Raw genomic sequence first — 26,930 nt, forward strand, 5'->3', positions numbered from 1 at the left:
CCCTCACCAACACCGACGGCACCGCGGCAGGCCTGAACATCCACGCCACCACCGCCTACGGCAACATCACCGCCCGCAGCATCTGACAAGCACCATCACGACGCCCGGGTTCCGGGGCGCAACCCGAGCCGGTCGGTCCGGAGTTGTGGGCAGTCGGCGAAACAACGAACACGCCCCCCGGGCCGCCCCGAGACTTCGGCGCATGCGTAGCTACCGCTCCCTCTTCCGCACCCCGGAGTTCACCCCGTTCCTGCTCTCCTTCGCCGCTTTCGCCGCGGCCCAGACGATCGGCGGCCTGGCCCTCGGCACGCTGGTCTTCCGGGCCACCGGCTCTCCGTTCCTGTCGGCGGTGAGCATGTTCGGCCCGCAGCTGGCCCAGTTGCTGGGGGGCGCGTTCCTGCTCTCGGGCGCCGACCGCCTGCCCCCGCGCGCGGTCCTGTCCGGCCTCGCCCTCGCCTTCGCGGCCGGCACGGCCGTACTGGCGCTGCCCGGCCTGCCGGTCTGGGCGTTCTTCGCCGTCGTGCTCCTGCAGGGCCTGGTCGCGGCGCTGGGCGGGGGAGTACGCGGAGGGCTGCTGAACGAGATCCTGCCCAAGGACGGCTATGTCCTGGGCCGTTCGGTCCACAACATGCTCTGGGGTCTGACACAGGTGGCCGGGTTCGCGACGGGCGGCGCGCTGCTGGCGCTCCTTTCCCCGCGGACCTGCCTGCTCCTCGCGGCGGCGCTGTACCTGATATCGGCCCTCGTCACCCGCCTGGGCCTCACGGCCCGCCCGCAGCGCTCCTCCGGCCGCCCGTCCCTCTCGGCGACCTGGCGCGCCAACGCCCTCCTGTGGTCCTCGCGCCCCCGCCGCCTGGCCTACCTGGGTCTGTGGGTCCCCAACGGCCTGGTGGTCGGCGGTGATTCGCTCTACGTCTCCTACGCCCCCGAAGCCGCCGGCGCGCTGTACGCGTGCGGGGCGCTGGGCATGTTCGTGGGTGACATGGCGGTGGGCCGCCTGGTACCGCCCGCGGTGCGCCCCCGTCTCGCGAACCCGCTGCGCCTGCTGCTGGCGGTTCCCTACCTGTTCTTCGTCCTGCGGCCGGGAGTGGCGCTGTCGGCCGTGGCCGTCACCGTCGCCTCCGTCGGCTTCGCGGCGAGCCTGGTCCTGCAGGAGCGCCTGATGTCCCTCACCCCCGACGACCTCGCGGGTCAGGCCCTCGGCCTGCACGCCACCGGCATGGCCGCCATGCAGGGCGTCGGCGCCGCCCTCGCGGGCGCCCTGGCGCAGCTGACCTCCCCGGCCACGGCGATGACGCTGATGGCGGCCGGATCGGTCGCCGTGACCCTGACGCTCAGTCGTGCGGCCCGCCGCACGCGTACGGCCGGTACGGCCCGCCGCACGTGACGGGGCACACTATTGCAAGCATGTGCTTGCAATAGTTAGCGATAATGCTGCACCATCGGGGCATGGCATCACTCAACGTCGGCAATCTCGGTGAGTACCTCCGCGAGCAGCGGCGCAGCGCGCAGCTCTCGCTGCGGCAGCTCGCCGACGCCGCCGGGGTGTCCAATCCGTACCTCAGCCAGATCGAGCGAGGGCTGCGCAAGCCGAGCGCGGAGGTGTTGCAGCAGGTCGCGAAGGCGCTGCGGATCTCGGCCGAGACGCTGTACGTACGGGCCGGGATTCTGGACGAGCGGGACCGGGACGAGCTGGAGACGCGGGCCGTCATAGTGGCGGACCCGTCGATCAACGAGCGGCAGAAACAGGTGCTGCTGCAGATTTACGACTCGTTCCGCAAGGAGAACGGCTTCGACGCCGATACGGATAAGGACACCACCGATGACGGCCCCCGCACGGCCGGCGGCAGTGGTGCCGAGCAGTACGAGTAGTACGCAGTACGCGTTGTACGAGCAACGTGAGTTGTCACGAGCAACCCTCATCACGAATCTGCGATCCGGGAGGACCACAGTCATGGCCATCACCGATGACCTGCGTAAGACCCTCACCGACCCCACCCCCCTCTACTTCGCGGCCGGTACGGCCGACCTCGCCGTGCAGCAGGCCAAGAAGGTGCCCGCGCTGATCGAGCAGCTGCGGGCCGAGGCGCCCGCGCGGTTCGAGGCGGTGCGGGAGGCCGACCCGAAGGCCGTGCAGGAGAAGGTGGCCGACCGGGCCAAGGAGGCCCAGGCCACCATTCAGGCGAAGGTCACCGAGGTCCTCGGAAGCCTCGACACCGATCTGAAGAAGTTCGGGGAGACCGCGCAGGACCTGGCGCTGCGGAGCGTGGGTGTGGCCGCGGAGTACGCGGTCAAGGCGCGGGAGACGTACGAGAAGGTCGCCGAGCACGGCGAGCAGACCGTGAAGGCGTGGCGCGGCGAGGCGGCGGAGGAGATCGCCGAGATCGCGGTCGCCGTCGAGCCCAAGGCGGACGAGCCGAAGGGCACCGAGCGGGCGAAGGCGCAGGAGGCCCCCGAGGCCAAGGCCGCCGCCGGGCCCGAGGCCAAGACCACGGCCCCGGCGCCTCGCAAGCCCGCTGCCGCGCGCAAGCCCGCGGCGAAGAAGACCACCACCCCGCAGTCCGGCAAGTAGACCGCGGGTACGGGCCGGGCGCCGTGGCGGTGTCCGGCCCTGCCGGTGGCGTTACCTTGGTGTCGTCGGCGTGGTGCAGGCAATCACCGATTGGGCGGTGCTCAGCATGTTGCTAGCAGGATTCGGCTCGTTCCTCTGGCTGCTGTCCGTGGCCATGACGATCTTCGCCGTGGTCGCGTTGGTCATCGCGGCCCTCGCCCGCGAGGACGCCTACCGGGCCGCCGACAAGCAGAACAAGACGCTCTGGCTGATCCTGCTGGGCATCACCGTCGTGGTGAACCTGTATCCGGTGCTGTTCATGCTGCAGATCGCCGGACTGATCGCGACGATCGTCTTCATGGTCGACGTACGGCCCGCGCTCCAGCAGGTGTCGGGCGGCGGCCGCGGGCGGCGCGGCGGATCGAGCAGCGACGGGCCGTACGGCCCGTACAACGGCGGCCGGTAGACGAGACCCTCGGGCGGCCGCGCCCGTTCGTTCGGTCGGCGGGGCTCTCGGGCCCCCGCCCGGCCCGCCCACCCGGCGAGACACTTAGCGCTGCACCTGGTCCGTCCGGTCGGCGAGACCCCCAGCGCCGCACCTGGTCCGTCCGGTCGGCGGGGCCCGTCAGGCCCGCGTCCGCCCGCTCCGGCGCGCCCGGTCGCGCTTCTCCGCGTGTTCCGTACGGTCCAGCAGCAGCACCGCCACGTCGTCGGTCAGCTCGCCGCCGTTCAGCTCCCGCACCTCCGCGACCGCCGACTCCAGCAGCCGCTCGCCGCGCAGCCCCTCCGTCAGCTTGCGGTTGATCATCTCGACCATGCCGTCCTGGCCCAGGCGGTCCCCGCCCGGCGAGATCCGGCCCTCGATCAGCCCGTCCGTGTACATCATCAGGCTCCATGCCCCGCCCAGCTCGACCTGGCGGCGCGGCCACCGAGCGCGCGGAAGCAGGCCCAGTGCCGGGCCGCTGTTCTCGTACGGGAGCAGCCGTGCGGGCCGGTCCCTGCGGACGATCAGCGGGGAGGGGTGGCCGGCCAGGCACAGGCCCGCGCGGCGGCCGTCCGGCGCGATGTCGACCGTGCAGAGGGTCGCGAAGATCTCCTCGCTCTCCCGCTCGTGCTCCAGCACCTGCTGGAGCGTGGACAGCAGCTCGTCCCCGCACAGGCCCGCGAAGGTCAGGGCCCGCCAGGCGATGCGCAGCTCCACGCCGAGCGCGGCCTCGTCCGGGCCGTGGCCGCAGACGTCGCCGATCATCGCGTGGACCGTGCCGTCCGGCGTGCGGACGGTGTCGTAGAAGTCGCCGCCGAGCAGGGCGCGGGAGCGGCCGGGCCGGTAGCGGGCGGCGAAGCGCAGGTCCGAGCCCTGGAGCAGGGGCGTGGGCAGCAGTCCGCGCTCCAGGCGGGCGTTCTCCTGTGCCCGCAGCCGGGACTCGGCCAGCTTCACCTGGGCCGAGTCGGCGCGCTTGCGTTCGACGGCGTACCGGATGATCCGGCTGAGCAGCCGTCCGTCGATCTCGTCGCGGAGAAGGAAGTCCTGGGCGCCGACGCGTACCGCCTCCGCGGCCCGCTCGGCGTCCGCGTCCGTCGCCAGCGCCAGTACGGCGTGGCGCGGCGCGAGCTCCAGGACGTGGCGCAGTACGGACAGCTCGTCGGCCTCGTCGTCGCCGCGTCCGCGCCCGGGCAGGGCGAGCGCGAGGTCTACGAGGATGCAGTGGACGTCGTCGGTGAGCAGTCGCTCGGCCTCGGTGAGGTTGCGGGCGGTGCGGATACGGATGCGGGTGCCGACCGCGTCGAGCAGCTCGGGAACGGTGAACGTGCCCGCCGGGTCGTCCTCGATGACGAGGAGCGTGAGGTCGCCGCCGCCCGCGGTGTCCGTGACGGGCTCCGCGGCAAGGGGCGAGCCGGTCCGCTGGCGCGGAACGGGTACGAGCATCGGTTTGGTTTCCTTCCCTCCCCCCGAGGGTCGCGCGGTGGGACGTCGATCGACGACCACCAGACGGGGACCATAGCGGTAGCGGGCGGTGTGGGGGAATGGCGTTCCGAGAAGATCGGATGGCATATGCCGCGCATGGGGAGGTAGTTGGACGCACGGTGATGACGAACGTCACGCGGGACGGGTGACGCTCCTCACGCGGATGGTCGTGACCGGGCTCACGCCGAGCCTGCGCCGGGCTCACGCCGAGCCAGCGGTGGGCCTGCGCCGGGCTCACGCCGAGCCCGCGGTGGGCCTGCGCCGGGCGTCCTCGGCGAGGCCCGGCGGGGCTACTTGTCCGGTCGTACGACGCCCAGGATCGCCATCGACCCCGCGCCCGCCAGCGTCACGTTCCGCCCCGGCCGCGGCGCGTGCACGATCGCCCCGTCCCCCACGTACATGCCGACATGACTGGCATCGGCGTGGTAAATGATCAGATCGCCCGGCCGCATGTCCTTGATGTCGATCCGCGGCAACAGCCGCCACTGCTCCTGCGAGGTGCGCGGGATGCCGCGCCCCGCCGCCGCCCAGGCCTGCGAGGTCAGCCCGGAGCAGTCGTACGAGCCGGGCCCCTCCGCGCCCCAGACGTACGGCTTGCCGATCTGCGCCGTCGCGAAGGCGATCGCCGCCTTGCCCGTCTCGCTCGCGCCGCCGGTCGCGCCCTTGAGGGCGCCGGAGCTCAGCCAGGCGGTCTGCGCCTTGTACGCGGCGTCCTGTTCGAGCTTCAGCAGCCGCGCGCGCTCCTCCGACTTCAGCCGCGCCTCGATCTTCTTCGCGGCCGTGATCCGGTCGTTGATCTCCTTCTTGGCCTTCTCCTGCTTGACCCGGTTGGCCTCCAGCTTGGTCCACTGGAGGCTCGCCTCCTTGGAGTACGCCGCCAAGTCGGCCTGGGTCCTCGTCAGTTCGCCGAGGAGGTCCTTGGTCGCCTTCTGGCCCTGCTGGATCCGGTTGACGCCGTCGAGGAAGAGCTGCGGGTTCTCGGAGAGCAGCAGCTGGGCCCCGGGCGGCAGTCCGCCGTCCCGGTACTGGGCACGGGCGGTGGCGCCCGCGCGCTTCTTGAGGTCGTCGATCCTGGCCTGGCCCTTGACGATCTGCTGGGCCAGCTTCACGATCTGGGCCGACTGCTTCTTCGTCTGCTCCTCGGCGAGGTTGTACGCGTCGGTGGCGGACGCGGCCTTCGCGTAGAGGCCTTCGAGCTCCAGGCGTACGTCTTCCAGGGACTTGCCGGGGGGAGCGGGGGGAGCGGCGGGGGCCGCCGGGGCCCCGGGCGGCGCCGGCGCGGCGAAGGCCTGACTGGGCGCCGCCAGCAACGTCACGGCGCAGACCACGACGATCGCGGCGGCGGCACGGTGGCGTCGGTTCACAAGCTCCCCCTCTTAACATGTGATTTACCGTCAGTAACATACGCGTGACCTCGTGATGGTGCCACGCCGTCCCCGAAAGCGACAGGGGCGCGCGGCTGTTCGCCACGTCACCACCAACTGCCGGATCCGTCTGTCACAGACGATCAAATCCCGCCCCGCGTTCCCCCGTCCGCCCCCTTTGTCCCCGTCTTTGCCACCCGTTCAGCGGGAATTGGGCGCCAGGGCGGCCCAATCCACCGTCACCTCACCCTGCCGCCACCGCCGCAGCCCGTCCGACCCGGCCCCCGTCAGAGGCCAGTCGGCCGACAGTTCCCGTACGGTCCTGATCCAGCGCTGGCGCGCGCCGAGCGAGGCGTACGGCGCCGACGCCGCCCACGCCCGGTCGAAGTCGCGCAGGAACGCGTGCACCGGCTCGCCCGGCACATTGCGGTGGATGAGCGCCTTGGGCAGCCGCTCCGCCAGGTCCGAGGGCCGCTCCAGCGACCCCAGCCGGGTGGCGAAGGTCACCGTCCGCGGCCCCTCGGGCCCGAGCGCCACCCACACGTGCCGCCGCCCGATCTCGTCGCACGTCCCCTCGACGAGCAGCCCGCCGGGCGCGAGCCGGGCGCACAGCCGCGCCCAGACCGCGGCGACCTCGTCCTCGTCGTACTGCCGCAGGACGTTCGCGGCCCGGATGAGCACGGGCCGGCCGGGCAGCGGGATCTCGAAGCCGCCGTGCGTGAAGCGCAGCCCGTCGCGCTCGTACGGGCGCGCCGCCGCGACCCGCGCCGGTTCGATCTCGATGCCGACGACCCGGGTGCGCGGCGCCGCCGTACGCAGCCGGTGCAGCAGCTCCACCGCGGTCCAGGGGGCGGCCCCGTACCCGAGGTCCACCGCGAGGGGGTCGTCGGCGCGGCGCAGGGCCGGGCCGTGCGCGGCGGCGATCCAGCGGTCCATGCGGCGCAGCCGGTTCGGGTTGGTGGTGCCACGGGTCACCGCGCCCACGGGGCGGGAGGGGGGCGGGGTGGAGCGCGGGGGCATGAAACCGAGGGTAAAGGGCGAGGGCCTGTCTTTTGGATCAGGCCGGATCAGCGAGCGGGGTCTGGTGCATGGGGTCTCCCCAGGCCCGCAGGGCCTAGGGGACGCATCGCAAGGCGGAGGAGGGAGTCATGGCGGTGGGGGCACCTCCCGTGCCCGAAGGGCTACGGGGGACCATGCCGACCGACGACAACGCAGCGAGGCGCGGTGCCAGGGCACGCGAGCCCGGCAAGATCCGAAAGGCAGGCCCTGGGGAACCGGGGATGACACGCCGCCGCCCTCGGCAATGATTGGGCAAAGGGGAGGGCGCCGGGGAAATGAAAGGAGCGCTTCCGCTGTTCCTGGCCTTGGAGGGCGGTACTCGCTCTCCGCCATGGGAGCGCTCCGCGCAGGAGTGCTCCCCGACAGGAGCGCTCCCGACCGGAGCCATGCCCCGCGCGAGAGGACCGTCCACGTGAGCCAGTACGTGTCCCGGCTCGCCGGCACCCTTGTGCCGCCGCCCCGGCTGCGGCTGCCCGGCCAGCACCGCAGGCCACGCCGGATCGCCATGCTCAGCGTGCACACCTCGCCCCTGCACCAGCCGGGCACCGGCGACGCGGGCGGTATGAACGTCTACATCGTCGAGCTCGCCCAGCGGCTGGCGGAGCTCAACATCGAGGTCGAGATCTTCACCCGGGCGACCACGGGCGGCCTCGCCCCGGTCGTCGAGCTCGCGCCGGGGGTGCTCGTACGGCACGTGGACGCCGGCCCCTACGAGGGCCTGGCCAAGGAGGAGCTGCCGGCCCAGCTGTGCGCCTTCACGCACGGGGTGATGCAGGCCTGGGCGGGCCACCGGCCCGGCCACTACGACCTGGTCCACTCCCACTACTGGCTCTCCGGCCACGTCGGCTGGCTCGCCGCCGAACGCTGGGGCGTCCCCCTCGTCCATGCCATGCACACGATGGCCAAGGTCAAGAACGCCGCGCTCGCCGAGGGCGACGCCCCCGAGCCGGCCGCCCGCGTCATCGGCGAGACCCAGATCGTCGACGCCGCCGACCGTCTGATCGCCAACACCGCCGAAGAGGCGGACCAGCTGATCGGCTTCTACGACGCCGACCCGGCCAAGGTCGCCGTCGTCCACCCCGGCGTGAACCTGGACCGCTTCCGCCCGGCCGACGGCCGGGCCGCCGCCCGTGCCCGCCTCGGCCTCCCGCAGGACGCCCTCATACCGCTCTTCGCCGGCCGTATCCAGCCGCTCAAGGCCCCCGACGTGCTGCTGCGGGCGGTCGCCCGCCTGCTGGACGAGGACCCGTCCCTGCGCTCCCGGATCGTCGTCCCGGTCGTCGGCGGCCCCAGCGGCAGCGGCCTCGCCAAGCCGGAGGGCCTGCAGAAGCTGGCGGCCCGGCTCGGCATCGCCGATGTCGTACGGTTCCGGCCCCCGGTCACCCAGGCCCGCCTCGCGGACTGGTTCCGGGCCGCGTCCGTGCTGGTCATGCCCTCGCACAGCGAGTCCTTCGGCCTCGTCGCCGTCGAGGCGCAGGCGACCGGCACACCCGTCGTCGCGGCCCGGGTCGGCGGACTGCCCGTCGCCGTCCGCGACGGACACACCGGCATCCTGGTCCCCGGCCACGACCCGGCGGACTACGCCCGCGCGCTGCGCCGCTTCGTCGACGACCCGGGTCTGACGGACCGGATGGGCGCGGCGGCGGCGGTCCACGCCCGCGGCTTCGGCTGGGACACGGCGGCCTCCGCGACCGCCGACGTCTACACGGCGGCGATGCACGAGCACCGCCGTCGCGTACGCTCCCACCATGGCTGACGTACACCAGATCATCGAGGCGTTCCTCAAGGACTCGGAACTGGACTGGGAGAGCCCGCAGCAGGGTTCGTACGTCGTCAAACTGCCCGGCACCCGCAAGCTGTCGACGACCTGCTCACTGATCGTGGGTCAGCACTCCCTCTCCCTCAACGCCTTCGTCATCCGCCACCCGGACGAGAACGAGCAGGGTGTCCACCGCTGGCTGCTGGAGCGCAATCTCAAGCTGTACGGCGTGAGTTACGCGATCGACCCGCTCGGCGACATCTACCTGGTCGGCAAGCTGCCCCTCTCGGTGATCGACCCGGAGGAGCTGGACCGGCTGCTGGGCACGGTGCTCGAGGCCGCGGACGGCGGTTTCAACAGCCTGCTGGAGCTGGGCTTCGCGAGCGCGATCCGCAAGGAGTACGCGTGGCGGGTGGCGCGCGGCGAGTCCACGCGCAACCTCGACGCGTTCACGCATCTGACCCAGCGCCCCGCGAAGTAGCCTTCCCGGCGCACCGGACCTCCAGCGCTTCCGGCGGAGCGCTCAGGCGCCGGCCTTCTCGGGCACCTCGGCCGGGGTGGGGGAGGCCTCGGCCGGGGGCTCGGCGTGCGGCAGGCCGCGCATCACGAGCCAGTACCCCAGCGCCGCCACCGTTCCGATCGCCGCGCACCCGCCCCACAGCCACCGGGCGCCGAAGTGGTCGATGACGTAACCCGCCATGAGCGGGGCGAGCAGCGCGGCGACCGACCAGGACATGGTGTAGACGCCCTGGTAGCGGCCGCGGCCGTGGGCCGGGGAGAGGCGGACGACCAGGCTCATCTGGGTGGGGGAGTTGATGATCTCGGCGAGCGTCCAGACGCAGACCGTCACGGCGTAGAGGCCGATGGACCCGGCGAACGCCGTGAGCCCGAAGCCGTAGCCCGCCAGCAGCGCGGAGATCACCAGGAGCCGCTGCGGGTCGCGGTGCTCGATGAAGCGGGTCACCGGTATCTGCAGGGCGACGATCAGGACGCCGTTGACCGCGACGACGAGTCCGTAGTCGGAGGGGCTGAAGCCGTCCGCGCCCATCGCCACGGGAAGGCCGACGTAGGACTGCATGAAGATCAGCGAGATGAGGAAAGACAGTCCGACGACGCCCATGTACCGGCCGTCGCGCAGGACGGTCCCGAGCCCGATCTCCGGTTCGTCCTTGCCCGTGGCGCCGGACGCGCGCTCCGGGCGGGATTCGGGCAGCTTGACGAAGACCAGCACCGCGCAGACGAGGGTGAGGGCCGCCTCGCCGAGGAAGCCCGCGAGATAGCTGTACTTCGCGATGAAGCCGGCGCCCGCCGACGAGATCGCGAAGCCGAGGTTGATCGCCCAGTAGTTGAGCGAGAAGGCCCGCACCCGGTCCTCGGGCCTGACGATGTCCGCCATCATCGCCTGCACGGCGGGCCGTGACGCGTTGCTGGCCATGCCGACGAAGAAGGCGACCGCCGCGATCGCCACGGGATGGTGCATGAAGCCGAGCACCGCCACCGACACGGCCGTCGCGCTCTGCGCGATCAGCAGCGTCGGCCGCCGCCCGAGCCGGTCGGTCATCACGCCGGCGCCGAGCGACGAGACGACACCGCCGAGGCCGTGGAGGGCGGCGACGAGTCCCGCGTACGAGGCCGAGTAGCCGCGCTCCAGAGTGAGGTAGAGGGCCAGGAACGTCGCGACGAACGCCCCGAGCCGGTTGACCAGGGTGCTGGCCCACAGCCACCAGAACGCCCGGGGGAGGCCCGAGACGCTCTCCTTCGCGGCCCGCCTGAGTGAGGCAACGGACATATGGGTATCCCCCCGGATGTGGCGGCTGTAAGTGGTGCTTCGGTATGCGGCAACTTACAAGCGCGATGCTCTGCCGCGCCAGCGGATTGACGCCGACCGTCAATCGTCGGGCAACCGTCGGGCAATCGTCCGGCCCGTCGGGCGTCGATTAGGCTCATGGCCATGGCCGACGCGACGTACAAGCTGATCCTCCTCCGCCACGGCGAGAGCGAATGGAACGCGAAGAACCTGTTCACCGGCTGGGTGGACGTCAACCTGACCGACAAGGGCGAGAAGGAGGCAGTCCGCGGCGGTGAGCTGCTCAAGGACGCCGGCCTGCTCCCCGATGTCCTGCACACCTCCCTCCAGAAGCGCGCCATCCGCACCGCGCAGCTCGCGCTGGAGGCCGCGGACCGCCACTGGGTCCCGGTGCACCGCTCCTGGCGGCTGAACGAGCGCCACTACGGCGCGCTCCAGGGCAAGGACAAGGCGCAGACCCTCGCCGAGTTCGGCGAGGAGCAGTTCATGCTGTGGCGCCGCTCGTACGACACCCCGCCGCCGGTCCTCGAGGACGGCGCCGAGTTCTCCCAGAGCGACGACCCGCGCTACGCCGGCATCCCGAGCGAGCTCCGCCCGCGCACCGAGTGCCTCAAGGACGTCGTCCAGCGCATGCTGCCGTACTGGTACGACTCGATCGTCCCGGACCTGCGCGACGGCCACACCGTGCTGGTCGCCGCCCACGGCAACAGCCTGCGCGCGCTGGTCAAGCACCTCGACGGCATCTCCGACGCGGACATCGTGGGCCTGAACATCCCCACCGGCATCCCGCTCGTCTACGAGCTCGACGCCGACTTCCGCCCGGTCAAGGCCGGTGGCACGTACCTCGACCCGGAGGCGGCGGCCGCGGCGATCGAGGCCGTGAAGAACCAGGGCAAGAAGTAGCCCGTCGGATCAGCTGACGACCGTATGCGGAAGGGCCCCGTCCGGGGATCGGACGGGGCCCTTCCGCGCTCGTTCACGCGCGTGCGGAGGCCGTGGTCAGCCGCCGCACTGGCACGGGCCGCCGGACTGGCAGCCGCAGCCGCAGCCCGAGCCGCAGCCGCAGGCGCCGAGCAGCGGCAGGCGCATGGGCGGGGGCACCACTTCAACGGGGACTTCCTGCTGCGGGTCGGGCTTGGGGGATTCGGCCATGGGGTCCCTCCTCGAAGGCGTCCAGGTCGTTCGCCTCTCCCCATTGCATGCCCACTTCGCCCGGCGCATCAACGGCGCATGGAAGTGCCACGCGGCCCCAGGGCCTCTCTTGCGGATCTTGCCGGGCTGATCCGCAAGACAGGCCCTGAGCCGTTACGCGCCCTCGACCTGCGTGTCCGCCTGGAGTTCGTCCGCGTGCTCGCCCGTCACCAGGTAGACGACGCGCTTGGCGACCGAGACGGCGTGGTCCGCGAAGCGCTCGTAGTAGCGGCCGAGCAGGGTGACGTCGACCGCCGTCTCGATGCCGTGCTTCCAGCGGTCGTCGATCAGGTGCTGGAAGAGCGCGCGGTGCAGCAGGTCCATCTCGTCGTCGTCCGTCTCCAGCTGGAGCGCGAGGTCGACGTCCTTGGTGATGATGACCTCGGCCGCCTTCGCCATCAGGCGCTGCGCGAGCTGGCCCATCTCCAGGATGGTGGCGTGCAGGTCGTCCGGAACCGCGGAGGCCGGGAAGCGCAGCCGGGCCAGCTTGGCCACGTGCTGGGCCAGGTCGCCGGAGCGCTCCAGGTCCGCGCTCATGCGCAGGGAGGTCACCACGATCCGCAGGTCCGTCGCGACCGGCTGCTGCCGGGCCAGCAGGGCTATGGCCCGGGCCTCCAGGTCGTGCTGCAGATCGTCGACCTTCTGGTCGGCGGCGATCACGCTCTCGGCGAGCTTCAGGTCGGCGTCGAGCATGGCCGTGGTGGCGCGCCCGATCGCCGAGCCGACCAGGCGGGCCATCTCGACAAGGCCTTCGCCGATCGAATCCAGTTCCTCGTGGTACGCGTCCCGCATGGGGGTTCCCTCTCTTGAAGCGAACGGTGGGTCCGGGTGGGGCTGAGACCCCCACGCTCCCACGTTCCGGCCCGGACGCGTCCGGTTCCTCCCTCCGAAATGAACCGGCACTATCCCCTTGGTGAACTCTGGGCGACGAGTGTTCGAGGTGCCACTCGGATGGCTGGGAGCGTGTCAGCGGACCCGCTTAATCTGGACGCATGGACGTGAACGCGGCGGTCGCCGCATTGGCTGCGATCGCCGGGGTGTGCACCGGCGTGATCGCCATGCTGGCGTTCCGCTGGAGCGAGCGCGACCAGGCGCGACCCACCCGTACATCCCTGCACACGGACGCCGTGCTGCCGCCCGGCGTCGACACCGTGCTGTCCGTGCTCCGCTCCTCCGCGGTCGTCCTCGACGAGAGCGACTCCGTGGTCAAGGCCAGCTCCGCCGCGTATGCGCTGGGCCTGGTCAGGGGCGGGAAGCTGGCCGTCGAGCCGATGCTCCACATGGCCCGCGACACCCGCAGGGACGGAGAGATACGCCAGGTCGAGCTCGACCTGCCGCGCCGCGGCACCGGCCGCGGCGAAGCCCTCGCCGTCTCCGCCCGCGTCGCACCGCTCGGCTCCCGCCTCGTGCTGCTCCTGGTCGAGGACCTCACCGAAGCCCGCCGTATCGAAGCGGTACGACGCGACTTCGTCGCCAATGTCAGCCACGAGCTCAAGACTCCCGTCGGTGCGCTCTCCCTGCTCTCCGAGGCGGTCATGGACGCCTCGGACGACCCCGAGGCGGTCACCCGCTTCGCGGGCCGGATGCAGATCGAGGCGACTCGGCTCACCAACCTCGTACAGGAGCTCATCGACCTCTCGCGGGTGCAGAACGACGACCCGCTGGAGGACGCCGAGCCCGTACGGGTGGACGAACTGGTCGCCGAGGCCATCGACCGCTCCCGGCACACCGCGTCCACCAAACAGATCACCATGGCCGCCGGCGGCACCGCCGACCTGCATGTCTGGGGCAACCGCGGCAAGCTGGCCGCCGCCCTCGGAAATCTTGTCGAGAACGCCGTCAACTACTCACCGGCCCGCACCCGTGTCGGCATCGCCGCACGCCGTGTCGCCGCCCCCGGCGGGGACCTGATCGAGATCGCCGTGACCGACCAGGGCATCGGCATCTCCGAGAAGGACCGCGAGCGGATCTTCGAGCGGTTCTACCGCGTCGATCCCGCCCGCTCCCGGGCCACCGGCGGTACGGGCCTGGGCCTGGCCATCGTCAAGCACGTGGCCGCCTCGCACGGCGGGGAGGTCACGGTGTGGAGCACCGAGGGACAGGGCTCCACGTTCACCCTGCGGTTGCCGGAGGCCGGCTCCGTCCGGGACCGTACGCACATCCGGATCGCCGACGACGGCGACACCGACGAGGGACTGTACGGCCCCGATCCCGATGGGGATCATGAATCGGCGACCGGTCCCGGCTCCGGCCCCGACGCCGATTCCGATTCCCACTCCGAATCCCACCCCGAATCCCACCCCGGTCCTGATCCCCGGACCACCACACGCGAATCACTGCCTGCCCCGGAGGTCCTCCCGTGACCCGAGTGCTCGTCGTCGAGGATGAGGAATCCTTCAGCGACGCTCTTTCCTACATGCTCCGCAAGGAGGGCTTCGAGGTCGCTGTGGCGACCACCGGGCCCGAGGGACTCGACGAGTTCGAGCGCAACGGAGCCGACCTCGTCCTCCTCGACCTGATGCTGCCGGGCCTGCCCGGTACCGAGGTCTGCCGCCAGCTGCGCGGCCGGTCCAACGTCCCGGTCATCATGGTGACCGCCAAGGACAGCGAGATCGACAAGGTCGTCGGCCTGGAAATAGGAGCCGACGACTACGTGACGAAGCCCTTCTCCTCGCGGGAGCTGGTCGCCCGCATCCGCGCGGTGCTCCGCCGCCGCGGCGAGCCGGAGGAGGTCACCCCCGCGGCCCTGGAGGCGGGCCCGGTGCGGATGGACGTCGACCGCCACGTCGTCACGGTCGCCGGCGGCAAGGTCGACCTCCCGCTCAAGGAGTTCGACCTCCTGGAGATGCTCCTGCGCAACGCGGGCCGCGTGCTGACCCGTATGCAGCTGATCGACCGCGTCTGGGGCGCGGACTACGTGGGCGACACCAAGACCCTCGACGTCCACGTCAAGCGCCTCCGCGCCAAGATCGAGCCGGACCCGGGTGCGCCGCGGTACCTGGTCACGGTGCGGGGACTGGGCTACAAGTTCGAGCCGTAGACCGACGGCCACTCCGGCCCGAGGGGGATGACCACGGGGGATGCACAGGGGGAAAGACGGCGGCGCCCCACCGGTTCGTACGGAACCGGTGGGGCGCCGCCGCGCGTGCGGGGGGCGGTCAGTGGCCCGCCTCGTGGGACGCCGAGGAGGAGCCCGACGGGGTCGACTCGGTCTCGGTCTCGGTCTCGCTCTTGTCCGCGTCGGCGTCGGCGTCCTCGTTCTCACCGCCGTGCGCGCCCGTCGCCGGGGAGCTCGCGCCGCCGGTCGGCGTGCCCGTCGGCGTGGTGGCCGGGGCCTCCGGGGCCCCGGTCGGACCGAAGTCCTTGAAGTAGCCGGCCGACGGGGCGACGAGGGCCTCGATGCGGACGTCGCCGGTCTCGCTGAACTTGAACACGACGGGCTGGAAATCGCCGGCGTCCGTGAGCTTGACGCCCTCCGCGATGACCGCGGAGGCGTTGCCCTCACCGCCGAGGATGACCGAACCGAGGGCCGGCACGGTGACCGGACCGGAACCCTTGGCCGACGTGAGCTTCACCGTCGCCTCGGTGTCCGGGAGCGTGATCGATTCGAGCGTCTGCGGCTTGGTGCTGTTGTTGAACACCGTCGCCGACACGGCCGCCGGACCCGCTCCGGGCTTCGCGAGCACCGCCGCGTTCTGGATCTTGATGTCGCCGACCGAGGTGGCGGCGTTGTCCGGCTTGATGCCGAGCGTCTGCGCGTCGTTGCCCGCGGCGCAGGCGGAGAGCGAGGCGATCGAGATCACGAGGGCAGTCGCGGCGATGACGCCGCGTCGAAGGCTGCTGCTCACGGCGGCGGCATCTCCTAGGACGTACGGACAGGCTATGGATCTTTCAGCGCGCTTAGGTTACCGACCCGCCGTCGGCCCCCCGCACCCGACCCGCCCCCGACACGTCCCGACCACGCCGAGACCACGCCGTGATCCCTCTCCGGCCGGAACCCGACGTTCTCCGCGGCTGGATTTCGTCCGCTGTTCACATAACTCGGTGATCAATTCAACCGGCCCATACACATTCCTTACGGAATTGCCCCGGGGTGCTCCGTTGATCAATTCCAGGATTCTCGTCGACTCTCGGCCGTACGAGTGGCCGGACCTCGAACGGAGTATGGGAAGTAGACCGCTTGGAACCAGGCAAATCGGGACGTTCGTCCACTTGGGCAGGGGTTGTGGTGCGTGTAGCGTGCGGGTTTCTCTGTGTCCGTGCAGCCGCTCCGACCTGCGAATACCCCCTTCCGCAAGCCGCCCGCAGCACGATCGGGTTGCTGTTGTCAAGCCCCGAGATATGCCCTGACCTGCGAAAACGCCATTCAGAAGAAGCCGTTCTCGTGTTACCCTGGATAGCCACGGAAGGGGTACCTGTCACATGACGTTCAAGGTTGGCGACACCGTGGTCTATCCCCATCACGGGGCCGCGCTGATCGAGGCCATCGAAACTCGCCAGATCAAAGGCGTGGACAAGACCTACTTGGTGCTCAAGGTCGCCCAGGGCGACTTGACGGTTCGTGTGCCGGCGGACAATGCGGATCTCGTTGGCGTACGCGACGTGGTCGGTCAGGACGGGCTGGACCGGGTCTTCGACGTACTGCGCGCGCCGTACGCCGAGGAGCCGACGAACTGGTCCCGTCGCTACAAGGCAAATCTCGAGAAGCTCGCCTCCGGCGATGTCATCAAGGTCGCCGAAGTGGTGCGTGACCTGTGGCGTCGTGAGCGCGAGCGCGGTCTCTCCGCAGGTGAGAAGCGCATGCTCGCCAAGGCCCGCCAGATCCTGGTGAGCGAGCTGGCTCTCGCGGAGAACACGAACGAGGACAAGGCCGAGGCTCTCCTCGACGAGGTTCTCGCGTCCTGACGCAGTCCTGACGCAAGCGCCTATGGTGCAGAACTGAATGCCGCGGTGCCCGCTGACCAGCTACCACGTTGTGTCGCCGGGCACTGCGGCATGTTCGCAGCACTCCCGCGCACGGTACTCCCGAAAATCCCCCCGTCCCCTGCCTCCCTGGCGTGCCGGGCCCGGGCAGCTGCTCAACCAGTTGTCACGGAAAAGGTCCGGTCAAGGCATCGCGCCCGGCACTCCCAGGCCATACCCATCCCGGCCGAGTGAACAAACCTGGCCATGCCAAATCGGGAGCCGGCCCGACCCGGCCCGTCCCCCGACCTCCGGAGAGGAACCGATGTCAGAACAGACACGCACCGGCCGCACCGCCGTGGTGATCCCCGCGGCAGGCCGGGGCGTACGGCTCGGCCCGGGCGCCCCCAAGGCGCTCCGCGCGCTCAACGGCACGCCCATCCTCATCCACGCGGTCCGCGCCATGGCCCAGTCCCGGGCCGTGTCGCTCGTCGTCGTGGTCGCCCCGCCGGACGGCGTGACCGAGGTCAAGAACCTCCTCGACGAGCACGCCCTGCCCGAGCGGACCGACTTCCTCGTCGTCGCGGGCGGCGACACCCGCCAGGAATCCGTACGACTCGGCCTCGAGGCCCTCCCCGAGACGGTCACCACCGTCCTCGTCCACGACGCGGCCCGCCCGCTGGTTCCCGTCGACACGGTCGACGCGGTGATCGAGGCCGTACGGGACGGGGCACAGGCCGTCGTCCCCGCCCTGCCGCTCGCCGACACCGTCAAGGAGGTCGAGCCGGGCGAGAAGGGCGAGCCCGAGCCCGTCGTCGCCACGCCCGAGCGGGCCAGGCTGCGCGCCGTGCAGACCCCGCAGGGCTTCGACCGCGACATGCTCGTCCGCGCGCACGAGACCGTCACCGGCAGCGTCACCGACGACGCGAGCATGGTCGAACAGCTCGGCGCGCCCGTCGTGGTCGTACCCGGCCACGAAGAAGCGTTCAAGGTGACCCGGCCGCTGGATCTCGTCCTCGCCGAGGCCGTACTCGCCCGCAGGAGGGCCAACGATGGCTTCTGACGTACCTCTCCCCCTCGTCGGTATCGGCACCGACGTGCACGCCTTCGAGCGGGGCCGCGAGCTGTGGTGCGCCGGACTGCTGTGGGAGGGCGAGGAGTACGGACTCGCCGGCCACTCCGACGGCGACGTCGCGGCCCACGCCGCCTGCGACGCGCTGTTCTCAGCCGCCGGCATCGGCGACCTCGGCGCCCACTTCGGCACTGGCCGCCCCGAGTGGTCCGGCGCCTCCGGCACCACCCTGCTCGCCGAGGCCGCCCGGATCGTCCGTGCCGAGGGCTTCGAGATCGGCAACATCGCCGTCCAGGTCATCGGCGTACGGCCGAAGGTCGGAAAGCGGCGCGAAGAGGCACAGAAGGCGCTCGGCGCGGCGGCGGGCGCCCCCGTCTCCGTATCGGGCACGACGACGGACGGCCTCGGGCTGACCGGCCGGGCGGAAGGGCTCGCCGCGATCGCCACGGCACTCGTCTACCGGACCGCGTGAGCGGGTCCCGTCACAATCCCGCACCCGCGTCCACAGGGGGCGCGGGGCACGGGTCCACTCCCACTACTCTGGAGTGGTGACTATTCGGCTGTACGACACCAACGCCCGGCAGATCCGCGACTTCGTCCCGCTCACGCCGGGCTGTGTCTCGATCTACCTGTGTGGCGCGACCGTGCAGTCGGCCCCGCACATCGGGCACATCAGGTCCGGGCTCAACTTCGACATCATGCGCCGCTGGTTCGAGTACCGCGGCTTCGACGTCACGTTCGTTCGCAACGTGACGGACATCGACGACAAGATCATCGCCAAGTCGGCGCTCCAGAACCGCCCCTGGTGGTCGATCGGGTACGAGAACGAGCGGGCGTTCAACGCGGGCTACGACGCGCTGGGATGCCTCCCGCCGACGTACGAGCCGCGCGCCACCGGCCACGTCCCCGAGATGGTCGAGATGATGCGCGGCCTCATCGAGCGCGGCCACGCCTACGAGGCCGACGGGAACGTGTACTTCGACGTGCGCTCCTTCCCCGGCTACCTGGAACTGTCGAACCAGGACATCGACGACCTGCGCCAGCCCTCCGCGGAGGGCGAGACCGGAAAGCGCGACGCGCGGGACTTCGCCATGTGGAAGGCGGAGAAGCCGGGTGAGCCCTCGTGGGAAACACCGTGGGGGCGGGGACGTCCGGGCTGGCACCTGGAGTGCTCGGCCATGGCCCACAAGTACCTGGGCTCCGCCTTCGACATCCACGGCGGCGGCCTCGACCTGATCTTCCCGCACCACGAGAACGAGATCGCGCAGGCCAAGGCGTTCGGCGACGACTTCGCGACGTACTGGGTGCACAACGCGTGGGTGACCATGAGCGGCGAGAAGATGTCGAAGTCGCTCGGCAATTCGGTGCTCGTCAGCGAGATGGTCAAGCAGTGGCGCCCGATCGTCCTGCGCTACTACCTGGGCACCCCGCACTACCGCTCGATGATCGAGTACAGCGAGGAGGCCCTGCGCGAGGCCGAGTCCGCGTTCGCGCGGATCGAGGGCTTCGTCCAGCGGGTCACCGAGAAGGCGGGCAAGACGGTCGCCCCCGCCGCCGAGGTGCCGCCCGCCTTCGCCGAGGCCATGGACGACGACCTCGGTGTGCCGCAGGCGCTCGCGATCGTCCACACCACGGTCCGCCAGGGCAACTCCGCACTCGCCGCCGACGACAAGGAAGCGGCCGTCGCCCGGCTGGCGGAGGTCCGGGCCATGCTCGGCGTGCTCGGCCTGGACCCGCTGGACGACCACTGGGCCGGCGAGGCCGACCGCGGCGAGGACCTGCACGGGGTCGTGGACACGCTGGTGCGGATGGTGCTCCAGCAGCGTGAGTCGGCCAGGTCCCGCAAGGACTGGGCCACGGCGGACGCCATCCGCGACCAGCTGGGCCAGTCCGGCCTCGCCGTCGAGGACGGCCCCGACGGCCCGCGCTGGACACTCGGACCACGCTGACCAGCGACGATGTGCCGCCCGGTGTTCCAGGCGGCACACTTCAAGTGAGGCCCGAAGCGCAGCGGCCTTACGCACGTACGCATACGGGATCCACGAGGATCACGAGCATTCAGGGAAACAGGTAGTCATGGCCGGGAACAGCCAGCGCAGGAACCGTCGCACGTCCAACAAGAAGGGCGCGACGGTCGGCAGCGGTGGCCAGCGGCGCCGCGGCCTCGAAGGCAAGGGCCCCACGCCGCCCGCCTCGGCCCGCAAGGGCCATGTGAAGAACCGTCTCGCCAACGCCAAGGCCAAGAAGCAGGCCACGCGACGCCCCGTCGCCCGGCGCGGCGGCAAGGGCTCGTCCGAGATGGTCGTCGGCCGCAACCCCGTCTTCGAGGCGCTGCGCGACGGCGTACCCGCGACGACGCTCTACGTCCAGCAGTTCATCGACAACGACGAGCGGGTGCGCGAGGCGCTCCAGCTCGCCGGGCAGCGCGGCAACATCCACCTGATGGAGGCGCCCCGCGCCGAGCTGGACCGGATGACGAACGGCCTCAACCACCAGGGCCTCGTCCTCCAGGTCCCGCCGTACGAGTACGCCCACCCCGAGGACCTCGCCGCCGCCGCGTTCGACGAGGGCGAGGACCCCCTCATCGTCGCCCTCGACGGCGTCACCGACCCCCGCAACCTCGGCGCGGTCGTCCGCTCCGTCGCGGCCTTCGGCGGCCACGGCGTCGTCGTCCCCGAGCGCCGCGCCGCGGGCATGACCGCCGGCGCCTGGAAGACCTCGGCCGGCACCGCCGCCCGCACCCCGGTCGCCCGCGCCACCAACCTGACCAGGGCCCTGGAGGCGTACCAGAAGGCCGGCATCACGGTCGTCGGCCTCGCGGCGGACGGCGACGCCGAGGTGGGCGACCTCGAAGCCCTCGACGGCCCGGTCGTCATCGTCGTCGGCAGCGAGGGCAAGGGCCTGTCCCGCCTCGTCGGCGAGACCTGCGACTTCCTGGTGCGGATCCCGATGCCGGGCGGCGCCGAGTCGCTGAACGCGGGCGTCGCGGCGGGCGTGGTGCTGTACGAGGCGGCTCGCCGCCGGGCCTGACCGACCCCCGAAGCGGCTCCCGGGCATCGCCCCTGGCCTCGTCCCGGGTCTGGGCGGGGGCGTCGCCAGAGGCGCCGGGCGGGACATCGCCCCGGACGCCGCTGGGACGTTGCCGGGTACGCCGCCGGTTACGCGGTCGGTTACGCGGTCGGGGGCGTGGAAGTGATCTTGACGGGTCTCGGACATTTCGGGGCCGTCAAGGCAGTGTCCTAAACACAAGTCACTCGGTTAGATGAGTGTGGACACCAGAACGCCCCGGCCCGGGATCGACGACCAGCCCTTCCTGAGCATGGTCAAGGTGCACTGCGATCCCGCGCAGGTCATCGTGAACCACGCCAGTTTCCGGGTGAAGCTCGGACCGAGCCAGAGCCCAAACCAGAGCCTGAGTCAGGGCCCGCGCCCCGCGCGGGGCGCGGCGGACACCGCCAGGATCCCCGCCGCCGGCGGCGCGAGCACGACGGCGCGCCGCCGCTCGCCCGTCGTCTGGAGCGGCAGGTCCGCCCCGGGCGACAGCGGAGCGACCGGCCTCCTCCAAGCCGTACGGACCTCCAACGCCACCCAGACCTACGACGCGGGCGCCACCCAGGTCATCCCGCGCGTCGACCTGGCCTCCGACACCATGCCCACCCCCGTCGTCGGACGCCAGGGCAGCGCTCCGGGGCCGCTGCTGCCGCCGATGCGGCAGGCCGAAGGCGCGTACGACGGCACCTACGACGCGTACGAGCCCTACGGGCAGGAAGCCGAGGAAGAGACCGGCTTCGCCTACGACGCGCCCCCACAGCGATCCGCGACCGACGCCGGCGTCCGGCACGCCTACTACCCCGGCCGACGCATGAACCTCGGCGTCGTCCTGCTCCCGCTGCGCGTCTTCCTCGGCTTCATCTCGATCTACGCCGGCATGGGCAAACTCTGCGACCCCGTCTACTTCGACGGCGGCGAACGCGGCTCCATGGTCAAGTGGCTGACCTCGCTGCACCCCTGGGCACTCGCCGAACCGCTGCGCGACTTCGCCCTCTCCCACCCGGTCGGCGCCGGGCTGACCGTCGCGTTCCTCCAGGTCGTGGTCGGTGTCCTCACCGTCCTCGGACTCTGGCAGCGGGTCGCGGCGGTGATCGGCGCACTGCTCTCCGCCGCGCTGATCATGACCGTCAGCTGGCGCACCGTCCCCGTCTACGACGCGCCCGACATCATCTACCTCGCCGCCTGGTCCCCGCTGCTCATCGCGGGCGCCCCGGTCTACTCGCTGGACGGCCGCCTCGCGGGCGAGGCCTGGCGCAAACTCGGCCCGCGTTCCGAGCTGTGGGAGCTGCGACGCCGGGTGCTGCGGCGGGGCGGTGTGCTCGCCGCCGTGGTCGTCGGCCTGACCCTGCTCATCGGCTCGATCCTCGGCGGGGCCGTACGCTCCACGGAACTGGTCACCGTGCCCGGACCGAACGTCGACCCCACCAACCACCTCCCAGGCTCCCCGCTGCCCAGCGAGTCGGACGAGCGCGGCCCGTCACAGGAGACGGAACAGCAGCGGGCCGAGCCGTCCCGCAGCGAGGCGGGCAGCCCCTCGGCCGAGCGGACCGAGGAGACGGAAAGCGCGGAACCGTCGGAGACGGTCCGCGAGAGCGGCCGCGTCGGCGAGGCGGGCAGCCCCAGCGAGTCCCAGTCGCAGGGGACGGGCGGCCAGCAACCCCCGCAGCAGTCTGAGCCCGCGCCCCCGTCCTCCGGCAGCTCCGGCCCCTCCTCCTCCGGCGGAGGCGGCGGAAACGGCGGAGGCGCCGGTGACGGCAACTCGGGAGGCAGCGGAAGCGGCAACCACAACCCGATCGGCGGGCTGCTGGGCTGATCCCCCGCCCCGCCGACCCGTCCCGACGACGAGAGGGCGGCCACCGCACCGCGGTGGCCGCCCTCTCGCACGAGTCCCTTCGCACGAGTCCCTCAGGCCGTGAGCTCCTTCGCCGCCTCCGCCAGATCCTTCGCGGTGTCGATCGCCCGCCAGTACGCCCCCTGCGGCAGCGGGAAGCCGGCCAGAGCGCGCTCACGGGCCAGCCGGGGGAACGTGGTGCGCTCGTGGTCCCCACGGTCCGGAAGCAGGCCGGTGAAGGCCGCGGAGAAGACGTACACACCCGCGTTGATCAGATACGGCGACGGCGGCGACTCGATGAAGTCCAGGACGTGGCCGAACTCGTCCGTCTCCACGGCACCCCACGGAATGCGCGGGCGGGCCAGTGCGAGCGTCGCGGTAGCATCCCGTTCCGCATGGAACTCGGCCATCTCGCGCAGCGAGAAACGCGTCCAGATGTCGCCATTGGTGGCGTACCAGGGCTGGTCGGGATGCGGGAGGCTCTGTGCGGCGTACTTGAGGCCCCCGCCCCGGCCCAGCGGCTCCGACTCGACGACGGTCGTCACACGCAGCGGAAGCACCGCGCTGTCCAGCCACTCCTGCAGCACCTCGGCGAGATGCCCGCAGGAGACCACGACGTCGGTCACGCCCTCCGCCGCCAGCCAGGAAAGCTGATGGCCGATGATCGGAGTCCCGGTGCCGGGAATCTCGACCATCGGCTTGGGGCGGTCATCGGTGTACGGGCGCAGCCGTGAGCCCTGGCCGCCCGCCAGGACCACGGCCTGCGTCGGATACGTATGCATACGGGCACGATAGGCCGTGCCCTGAGGTGAGCCACGCGGGCCCGGTCGCCGGGCGCCTCGCGGCCGCGTCAGATGCCCTGCGCCTGCTGGAAGACACCGGAGGCGAACGACGTGTCGCAGACCGGGCGCGAGAAGGACTGCGCGCGCGTCGGGCCGTAGTGGGCGACCGCGGCGCGGCCGAGGGCCTTCGCGATCGACATGCAGTGCTTGGCCAGCGACGGCTTCTCGGAGACCGCGAGCTGGAGGTGCGTGAGGGCGATGCCCGGGTCCTTCTCCTGGAGCTCGACGAGGAGCTTGTCGCGAAGAACCTCGTGCGGCGCACGGGACTTGGCGCGGACCGATACATTTTCCGAGGACGCGGTGAGCATCCGGGTCTCGGAGTTGCGCCCGGACCACGGGACGCTGGTGACCGCGAGAGTTCCGGAGAGCACCAGGACGACGGGCAGGACGAGAGCGAGAGTGCGGCCGATTCGGCGGGCTGTGTGGGTCACGCAGGCGAGCGTAGCGGCCAGTAATGATTTGGCGACATTTAGTCACTCTCGCGAGGGATGGTTCGAGTGGTCTTTTCGAATCGAGTGTTGACGTCCGACGGTGAAATGACCGGTCTGCCGGGGAATTTGTCGACATACGAGAACGGCCCCCTCGCCGGAGCGAGAGAGCCGTCCAGAGCCTGAGGCCGACAGATGTCAGTCGCTGAGGCGCTCACCGGTCGACGTCGCGAACACGTGCGTCTCACCCGGCCGCGGCACGACATGCAGCTCCGCGCCCTTCTCCGGCACGGAACGCCCGTTGACCCGGACCACCAGGTCCTTCTTCTCGCCGCCCACCTCGGCGGTGCCGTACACATACCCGTCCGCGCCGAGCTCCTCGACGACGTTGACGGTCACGGCCAGCCCCGCCGGCGCGTCCTCGGCGTCCTTCGACAGCGACCTCGCCGCGCCGCCGTTCAGCTCCAGCACGTCGAAGTGCTCGGGTCGTACGCCGACCGTCACGGTCCGGTCGCCCCTGTCCGCGGCGGCCGACAGCGCCTCGCGCGAGACCGGGACCACGCTGTTGCCGAACTTCACACCACCGTCGGTGATCGGCACCTCCACCAGGTTCATGGCGGGGGAGCCGATGAAGCCCGCGACGAACAGGTTCGCCGGGCGGTCGTACATGTTGCGCGGCGAGTCGATCTGCTGGAGCAGACCGTCCTTCAGCACGGCGACCCGGTCGCCCATCGTCATGGCCTCGACCTGGTCGTGGGTGACGTACACCGTGGTGATGCCGAGCCGGCGCTGGAGCGACGCGATCTGCGTACGCGTCGAGACGCGGAGCTTCGCGTCGAGGTTCGACAGCGGCTCGTCCATCAGGAACACCTGCGGCTCACGGACGATCGCCCGCCCCATCGCCACACGCTGCCGCTGACCACCGGAGAGCGCCTTCGGCTTGCGGTCCAGGTACTCGGTGAGGTCGAGGATCTTCGCGGCCTCCTCGACCTTCTGCCGGATGACGTCCTTGTTGACACCCGCGATCTTGAGCGCGAAGCCCATGTTCGCGGCGACCGTCATGTGCGGGTAGAGCGCGTAGTTCTGGAACACCATGGCGATGTCCCGGTCCTTCGGCGGGAGGTGGGTGACATCGCGGTCACCGATGCGGATGGCGCCGCCGTTGACGTCCTCCAGACCCGCGAGCATGCGCAGGGAGGTCGACTTACCGCAGCCGGAGGGGCCGACGAGGACAAGGAACTCGCCGTCCTCGATCTCGATCTCGAGCCCGTCGACGGCGGGCTTGGTGGATCCCGGGTAGATCCGGGTCGCCTTGTCGAAAGTGACAGTGGCCATGGGTGATGAGTCCCTTCACCGGCAGGAACGTGCCGGACGATCCGAGTGGAAGGAAGGTTTCGGTCTAGTCCACCGGAGTGAACTTCAGGCGACGGTACCGGGCGAGGTCCCGTCTGTCAGCAGGGCAGAGCACCCCTCTTTTGACCTGCGCCTCTGGAAGCGAATCCCGGCGATTCCTGCTTCGCCGCCCACAGCCGACGGCAAGGCGGGTTGCCCCACCGCGCCGACGGACTTACACGGACTCCACAGGCGTGACGGCCGACAGCCCGTCGGTCCGTACCGCATCAGTTATCCGGGCAGCTCAGACGCCCGGATCAAGGACGGCGGCGCTTTTCCGGCAGGCAACGCATCGGCCACCAGCCGGTACAGCCTCAGACCCTCCTCACGGATGTTGACCGCAGCATTCACATCCCGGTCGTGCACAGCGCCACACCCGGCACACCTCCACACCCGGACGGACAGCCCCTTGTTCCCACCGTCCGCCTGACATACCGAGCAGCGCCGCGTCGACGGGAAGAAGCGGTCCACGATCACCACCGTGCGGCCGTACCACTCCGCCTTGTACGTCAGCATCCCCAGCAGCTCGCCCCACGCGGCATCGACGATCGACCCGTTCAGCCGAGCCTTGCGGCGTCCCCCGGCGCGCATCAGGGAGGCAACGGACAGGTCCTCCACCACCAGCACTTGGTTCTCGTGCACGAGGCGGGTCGTCAGCCGGTCCAGTAAGTCCTTACGGACATCCCTGATCAACGCGTACAGCCGGGCGATCTTCTCCCGGACCTTCGCCCTGTTCTTCGAACCCTTCCGTCTTCGATGCAACTGCCGCTGAAGCCGGGCCAGACGAGCGGCATACCGGCGCAGCAGGCGTGGATGGTCGACCTTTGTGCCGTCATCCAGAGTCGCCAGAGAAGCGATCCCCAGATCCACCCCGACCACCTTCGGGCCGTCACCCTCATCCGTGATCACCTCGGGCAGCGGCTCGATGACCTCCTCCACCAGAACCGACACGAAGTACCGACCGGCCCGATCCCGGGTCACCGTCAGCTTCACCGGGACCACCCCCGGCGGCAGCGCACGTGACCAACGCACCGCCAACGGCTCCGTCTGCTTGGCCAGGGTCAGCAGCCCCGTACCCGGCCGGTCCGGATCCTCCACCCAACGGAAGCCCATCCCGGCCCGCACATACGTCGCCGAGTCCTTGGCCAGATGCTTCCGCTTCCGCTTCGGATACCTCCGGGTGCCCCGGAAGAAGCCCTGGAACGCCGCATCCAAATGCCGCAGCGCCTGCTGAAGCACCGTCGCCGACACCTCGGTCAGCCACGACGTCCCCTCGGCCCGCCGCCACCCCGTCAGTGCCCGGCACGTCTCCGCGTACCCCACCGATACCTGGTACCGCTCCCAGCCCTCCCGACGCAGCTCGAGCCCCTGGTTATAGACCCAACGACAGGCTCCGAAGGTCTTCCCCAGCTGCTCCGCCTGCGATGGGGACGGATAGAACCGATAGCGGTAGGTCCGCTGCCGCGTCCCGGCCGCCTTGGCCCGGCGCTTCACTGGCTTCCCCGGCTTGCAGCGCTGCGAGGGGATGCCGAGCAGCTCCTCCTTGAGCTGCACGGCCTGCGCCCCGGTCACTCGTTCTGTCACCGTCGCCTCCCTTACGAGCCGATCATCGGAACAGCACGTCAGTGCTCTCAACGAACAGGTGGGCGGAAGGTCACGAATTCTTGGTGGGGGGACTTGGCGGCTGTGTACAGTGGGGAGCCTCCGCGCGCGGC

The 26,930-nt window shown here is 70.9% G+C and carries 26 protein-coding genes; 15 read left to right on the plus strand and 11 right to left on the minus strand.

What is annotated here, in order from left to right; all coding sequences use genetic code 11:
* The first annotated feature begins 202 nt into the window (after positions 1-202).
* The 4 genes from ABT342_RS31405 (at position 203) to ABT342_RS31420 (ending at position 3,017) form a co-directional block, all read left to right on the plus strand.
* On the plus strand, positions 203-1,387 hold the full coding sequence (locus ABT342_RS31405) for an MFS transporter (RefSeq protein ID WP_351581368.1): 1,185 nt from the start codon (positions 203-205) through the stop codon (positions 1,385-1,387).
* Positions 1,388-1,449: 62 nt separating this feature from the next.
* Positions 1,450-1,872 carry a helix-turn-helix domain-containing protein gene (locus tag ABT342_RS31410; protein WP_351581370.1) on the plus strand — a complete coding sequence of 141 codons (423 nt, stop codon included), beginning with the start codon at positions 1,450-1,452 and terminating at the stop codon, positions 1,870-1,872.
* 82 nt (positions 1,873-1,954) lie between these two features.
* Positions 1,955-2,572 carry a hypothetical protein gene (locus tag ABT342_RS31415; protein ID WP_351581371.1) on the plus strand — a complete coding sequence of 206 codons (618 nt, stop codon included), beginning with the start codon at positions 1,955-1,957 and terminating at the stop codon, positions 2,570-2,572.
* Positions 2,573-2,678: 106 nt separating this feature from the next.
* The gene (locus ABT342_RS31420) at positions 2,679-3,017 is read left to right on the plus strand and encodes a DUF2516 family protein (RefSeq protein ID WP_351581372.1); all 339 of its coding nucleotides are present in this window, start codon (positions 2,679-2,681) and stop codon (positions 3,015-3,017) included.
* Positions 3,018-3,176: 159 nt separating this feature from the next.
* Here ABT342_RS31420 and ABT342_RS31425 read toward each other — a convergent pair whose 3' ends face one another.
* From ABT342_RS31425 to ABT342_RS31435, 3 genes are all read right to left on the minus strand, one after another.
* A complete protein-coding gene (locus tag ABT342_RS31425; protein ID WP_351581373.1) occupies positions 3,177-4,478 on the minus strand; it encodes a PP2C family protein-serine/threonine phosphatase in 1,302 nt (433 codons plus the stop codon).
* Positions 4,479-4,807: 329 nt separating this feature from the next.
* Positions 4,808-5,881: a C40 family peptidase gene (locus tag ABT342_RS31430; protein ID WP_351581374.1), complete on the minus strand. Its 1,074-nt coding sequence runs from the start codon at positions 5,879-5,881 to the stop codon at positions 4,808-4,810.
* A 201-nt stretch (positions 5,882-6,082) separates the two neighbouring features.
* The gene (locus ABT342_RS31435) at positions 6,083-6,901 is read right to left on the minus strand and encodes a class I SAM-dependent methyltransferase (RefSeq protein ID WP_351581376.1); all 819 of its coding nucleotides are present in this window, start codon (positions 6,899-6,901) and stop codon (positions 6,083-6,085) included.
* A gap of 451 nt (positions 6,902-7,352) precedes the next feature.
* Here ABT342_RS31435 and mshA point away from each other — a divergent pair, with 451 nt between their 5' ends.
* Positions 7,353-8,696: a D-inositol-3-phosphate glycosyltransferase gene (gene mshA / locus ABT342_RS31440; RefSeq protein WP_351581377.1), complete on the plus strand. Its 1,344-nt coding sequence runs from the start codon at positions 7,353-7,355 to the stop codon at positions 8,694-8,696.
* Positions 8,689-9,180: a type III secretion system chaperone family protein gene (locus ABT342_RS31445; RefSeq protein WP_351581378.1), complete on the plus strand. Its 492-nt coding sequence runs from the start codon at positions 8,689-8,691 to the stop codon at positions 9,178-9,180. The genes mshA and ABT342_RS31445 overlap by 8 nt, the downstream gene beginning before the upstream one ends.
* A gap of 42 nt (positions 9,181-9,222) precedes the next feature.
* Here the strand turns inward: ABT342_RS31445 and ABT342_RS31450 are convergent, their stop codons facing one another.
* Positions 9,223-10,488 (minus strand): MDR family MFS transporter, encoded by a 1,266-nt coding sequence (locus tag ABT342_RS31450; RefSeq protein ID WP_351581380.1) that lies wholly within the window; start codon positions 10,486-10,488, stop codon positions 9,223-9,225.
* A gap of 162 nt (positions 10,489-10,650) precedes the next feature.
* Here ABT342_RS31450 and ABT342_RS31455 point away from each other — a divergent pair, with 162 nt between their 5' ends.
* Complete coding sequence (locus ABT342_RS31455) at positions 10,651-11,409, plus strand: phosphoglyceromutase (RefSeq protein WP_351581382.1); 759 nt, start codon at positions 10,651-10,653, stop codon at positions 11,407-11,409.
* Positions 11,410-11,505: 96 nt separating this feature from the next.
* On the opposite strand, the gene ABT342_RS31460 is transcribed toward ABT342_RS31455, so the two are convergent.
* Complete coding sequence (locus ABT342_RS31460; protein WP_351581384.1) at positions 11,506-11,658, minus strand: hypothetical protein; 153 nt, start codon at positions 11,656-11,658, stop codon at positions 11,506-11,508.
* Between the two features lie 153 nt (positions 11,659-11,811).
* Positions 11,812-12,489 (minus strand): phosphate signaling complex protein PhoU, encoded by a 678-nt coding sequence (gene phoU / locus ABT342_RS31465; protein WP_351581386.1) that lies wholly within the window; start codon positions 12,487-12,489, stop codon positions 11,812-11,814.
* Between the two features lie 200 nt (positions 12,490-12,689).
* Here phoU and phoR point away from each other — a divergent pair, with 200 nt between their 5' ends.
* Both phoR and phoP read left to right on the plus strand, forming a co-directional pair.
* Positions 12,690-14,060: a two-component system sensor histidine kinase PhoR gene (phoR, locus tag ABT342_RS31470; RefSeq protein WP_351581388.1), complete on the plus strand. Its 1,371-nt coding sequence runs from the start codon at positions 12,690-12,692 to the stop codon at positions 14,058-14,060.
* A gap of 5 nt (positions 14,061-14,065) precedes the next feature.
* The gene (gene phoP / locus ABT342_RS31475) at positions 14,066-14,737 is read left to right on the plus strand and encodes a two-component system response regulator PhoP (RefSeq protein WP_465269169.1); all 672 of its coding nucleotides are present in this window, start codon (positions 14,066-14,068) and stop codon (positions 14,735-14,737) included.
* A 118-nt stretch (positions 14,738-14,855) separates the two neighbouring features.
* Here the strand turns inward: phoP and ABT342_RS31480 are convergent, their stop codons facing one another.
* On the minus strand, positions 14,856-15,545 hold the full coding sequence (locus ABT342_RS31480; RefSeq protein ID WP_351581391.1) for a copper chaperone PCu(A)C domain-containing protein: 690 nt from the start codon (positions 15,543-15,545) through the stop codon (positions 14,856-14,858).
* Positions 15,546-16,119: 574 nt separating this feature from the next.
* Here ABT342_RS31480 and ABT342_RS31485 point away from each other — a divergent pair.
* The 6 genes from ABT342_RS31485 (at position 16,120) to ABT342_RS31510 (ending at position 22,535) form a co-directional block, all read left to right on the plus strand.
* Positions 16,120-16,602, plus strand: coding sequence for a CarD family transcriptional regulator (locus ABT342_RS31485; RefSeq protein ID WP_017945956.1), 483 nt, complete (start codon positions 16,120-16,122; stop codon positions 16,600-16,602).
* A 322-nt stretch (positions 16,603-16,924) separates the two neighbouring features.
* Positions 16,925-17,662, plus strand: coding sequence for a 2-C-methyl-D-erythritol 4-phosphate cytidylyltransferase (ispD, locus tag ABT342_RS31490; protein ID WP_351581393.1), 738 nt, complete (start codon positions 16,925-16,927; stop codon positions 17,660-17,662).
* Complete coding sequence (ispF, locus tag ABT342_RS31495) at positions 17,652-18,143, plus strand: 2-C-methyl-D-erythritol 2,4-cyclodiphosphate synthase (RefSeq protein ID WP_351581395.1); 492 nt, start codon at positions 17,652-17,654, stop codon at positions 18,141-18,143. The genes ispD and ispF overlap by 11 nt, the downstream gene beginning before the upstream one ends.
* Positions 18,144-18,219: 76 nt before the next feature.
* The gene (gene cysS, locus ABT342_RS31500; protein ID WP_351581397.1) at positions 18,220-19,620 is read left to right on the plus strand and encodes a cysteine--tRNA ligase; all 1,401 of its coding nucleotides are present in this window, start codon (positions 18,220-18,222) and stop codon (positions 19,618-19,620) included.
* 127 nt (positions 19,621-19,747) lie between these two features.
* On the plus strand, positions 19,748-20,701 hold the full coding sequence (rlmB, locus tag ABT342_RS31505) for a 23S rRNA (guanosine(2251)-2'-O)-methyltransferase RlmB (RefSeq protein ID WP_351581399.1): 954 nt from the start codon (positions 19,748-19,750) through the stop codon (positions 20,699-20,701).
* Positions 20,702-20,933: 232 nt separating this feature from the next.
* On the plus strand, positions 20,934-22,535 hold the full coding sequence (locus ABT342_RS31510) for a DoxX family membrane protein (RefSeq protein ID WP_351581401.1): 1,602 nt from the start codon (positions 20,934-20,936) through the stop codon (positions 22,533-22,535).
* 92 nt (positions 22,536-22,627) lie between these two features.
* Here ABT342_RS31510 and ABT342_RS31515 read toward each other — a convergent pair whose 3' ends face one another.
* From ABT342_RS31515 to ABT342_RS31530, 4 genes are all read right to left on the minus strand, one after another.
* Positions 22,628-23,335, minus strand: a complete 708-nt coding sequence (locus ABT342_RS31515; protein ID WP_351581403.1) for a nucleotidyltransferase family protein — start codon at positions 23,333-23,335, stop codon at positions 22,628-22,630.
* Positions 23,336-23,403: 68 nt separating this feature from the next.
* Positions 23,404-23,826: a hypothetical protein gene (locus ABT342_RS31520; RefSeq protein WP_351581405.1), complete on the minus strand. Its 423-nt coding sequence runs from the start codon at positions 23,824-23,826 to the stop codon at positions 23,404-23,406.
* 195 nt (positions 23,827-24,021) lie between these two features.
* Complete coding sequence (locus tag ABT342_RS31525; protein ID WP_351581407.1) at positions 24,022-25,158, minus strand: ABC transporter ATP-binding protein; 1,137 nt, start codon at positions 25,156-25,158, stop codon at positions 24,022-24,024.
* A gap of 288 nt (positions 25,159-25,446) precedes the next feature.
* Entirely contained in the window at positions 25,447-26,799 is a 1,353-nt protein-coding gene (locus ABT342_RS31530) for an RNA-guided endonuclease InsQ/TnpB family protein (RefSeq protein WP_351581409.1), read from the minus strand.
* Positions 26,800-26,930 lie beyond the last annotated feature (131 nt).

The sequence above is a fragment of the Streptomyces sp. NPDC000410 genome, assembly GCF_040300305.1.
Taxonomy (GTDB): Bacteria; Actinomycetota; Actinomycetes; order Streptomycetales; family Streptomycetaceae; genus Streptomyces.

Excerpts from the sequence above, each read along its gene's own strand:
- ABT342_RS31405 (WP_351581368.1), top strand. The coding sequence starts at position 203 with ATGCGTAGCTACCGCTCCCTCTTCCGCACCCCGGAGTTCACCCCGTTC.
- ABT342_RS31410 (WP_351581370.1), top strand. The coding sequence starts at position 1,450 with ATGGCATCACTCAACGTCGGCAATCTCGGTGAGTACCTCCGCGAGCAG.
- ABT342_RS31415 (WP_351581371.1), top strand. The coding sequence starts at position 1,955 with ATGGCCATCACCGATGACCTGCGTAAGACCCTCACCGACCCCACCCCC.
- ABT342_RS31420 (WP_351581372.1), top strand. The coding sequence starts at position 2,679 with ATGTTGCTAGCAGGATTCGGCTCGTTCCTCTGGCTGCTGTCCGTGGCC.
- ABT342_RS31425 (WP_351581373.1), bottom strand. The coding sequence starts at position 4,478 with ATGCTCGTACCCGTTCCGCGCCAGCGGACCGGCTCGCCCCTTGCCGCG.
- ABT342_RS31435 (WP_351581376.1), bottom strand. The coding sequence starts at position 6,901 with ATGCCCCCGCGCTCCACCCCGCCCCCCTCCCGCCCCGTGGGCGCGGTG.
- ABT342_RS31445 (WP_351581378.1), top strand. The coding sequence starts at position 8,689 with ATGGCTGACGTACACCAGATCATCGAGGCGTTCCTCAAGGACTCGGAA.
- ABT342_RS31450 (WP_351581380.1), bottom strand. The coding sequence starts at position 10,488 with ATGTCCGTTGCCTCACTCAGGCGGGCCGCGAAGGAGAGCGTCTCGGGC.
- ABT342_RS31455 (WP_351581382.1), top strand. The coding sequence starts at position 10,651 with ATGGCCGACGCGACGTACAAGCTGATCCTCCTCCGCCACGGCGAGAGC.
- ABT342_RS31460 (WP_351581384.1), bottom strand. The coding sequence starts at position 11,658 with ATGGCCGAATCCCCCAAGCCCGACCCGCAGCAGGAAGTCCCCGTTGAA.
- phoU (WP_351581386.1), bottom strand. The coding sequence starts at position 12,489 with ATGCGGGACGCGTACCACGAGGAACTGGATTCGATCGGCGAAGGCCTT.
- phoR (WP_351581388.1), top strand. The coding sequence starts at position 12,690 with ATGGACGTGAACGCGGCGGTCGCCGCATTGGCTGCGATCGCCGGGGTG.
- ABT342_RS31485 (WP_017945956.1), top strand. The coding sequence starts at position 16,120 with ATGACGTTCAAGGTTGGCGACACCGTGGTCTATCCCCATCACGGGGCC.
- ispD (WP_351581393.1), top strand. The coding sequence starts at position 16,925 with ATGTCAGAACAGACACGCACCGGCCGCACCGCCGTGGTGATCCCCGCG.
- ispF (WP_351581395.1), top strand. The coding sequence starts at position 17,652 with ATGGCTTCTGACGTACCTCTCCCCCTCGTCGGTATCGGCACCGACGTG.
- rlmB (WP_351581399.1), top strand. The coding sequence starts at position 19,748 with ATGGCCGGGAACAGCCAGCGCAGGAACCGTCGCACGTCCAACAAGAAG.
- ABT342_RS31510 (WP_351581401.1), top strand. The coding sequence starts at position 20,934 with ATGAGTGTGGACACCAGAACGCCCCGGCCCGGGATCGACGACCAGCCC.
- ABT342_RS31515 (WP_351581403.1), bottom strand. The coding sequence starts at position 23,335 with ATGCATACGTATCCGACGCAGGCCGTGGTCCTGGCGGGCGGCCAGGGC.
- ABT342_RS31525 (WP_351581407.1), bottom strand. The coding sequence starts at position 25,158 with ATGGCCACTGTCACTTTCGACAAGGCGACCCGGATCTACCCGGGATCC.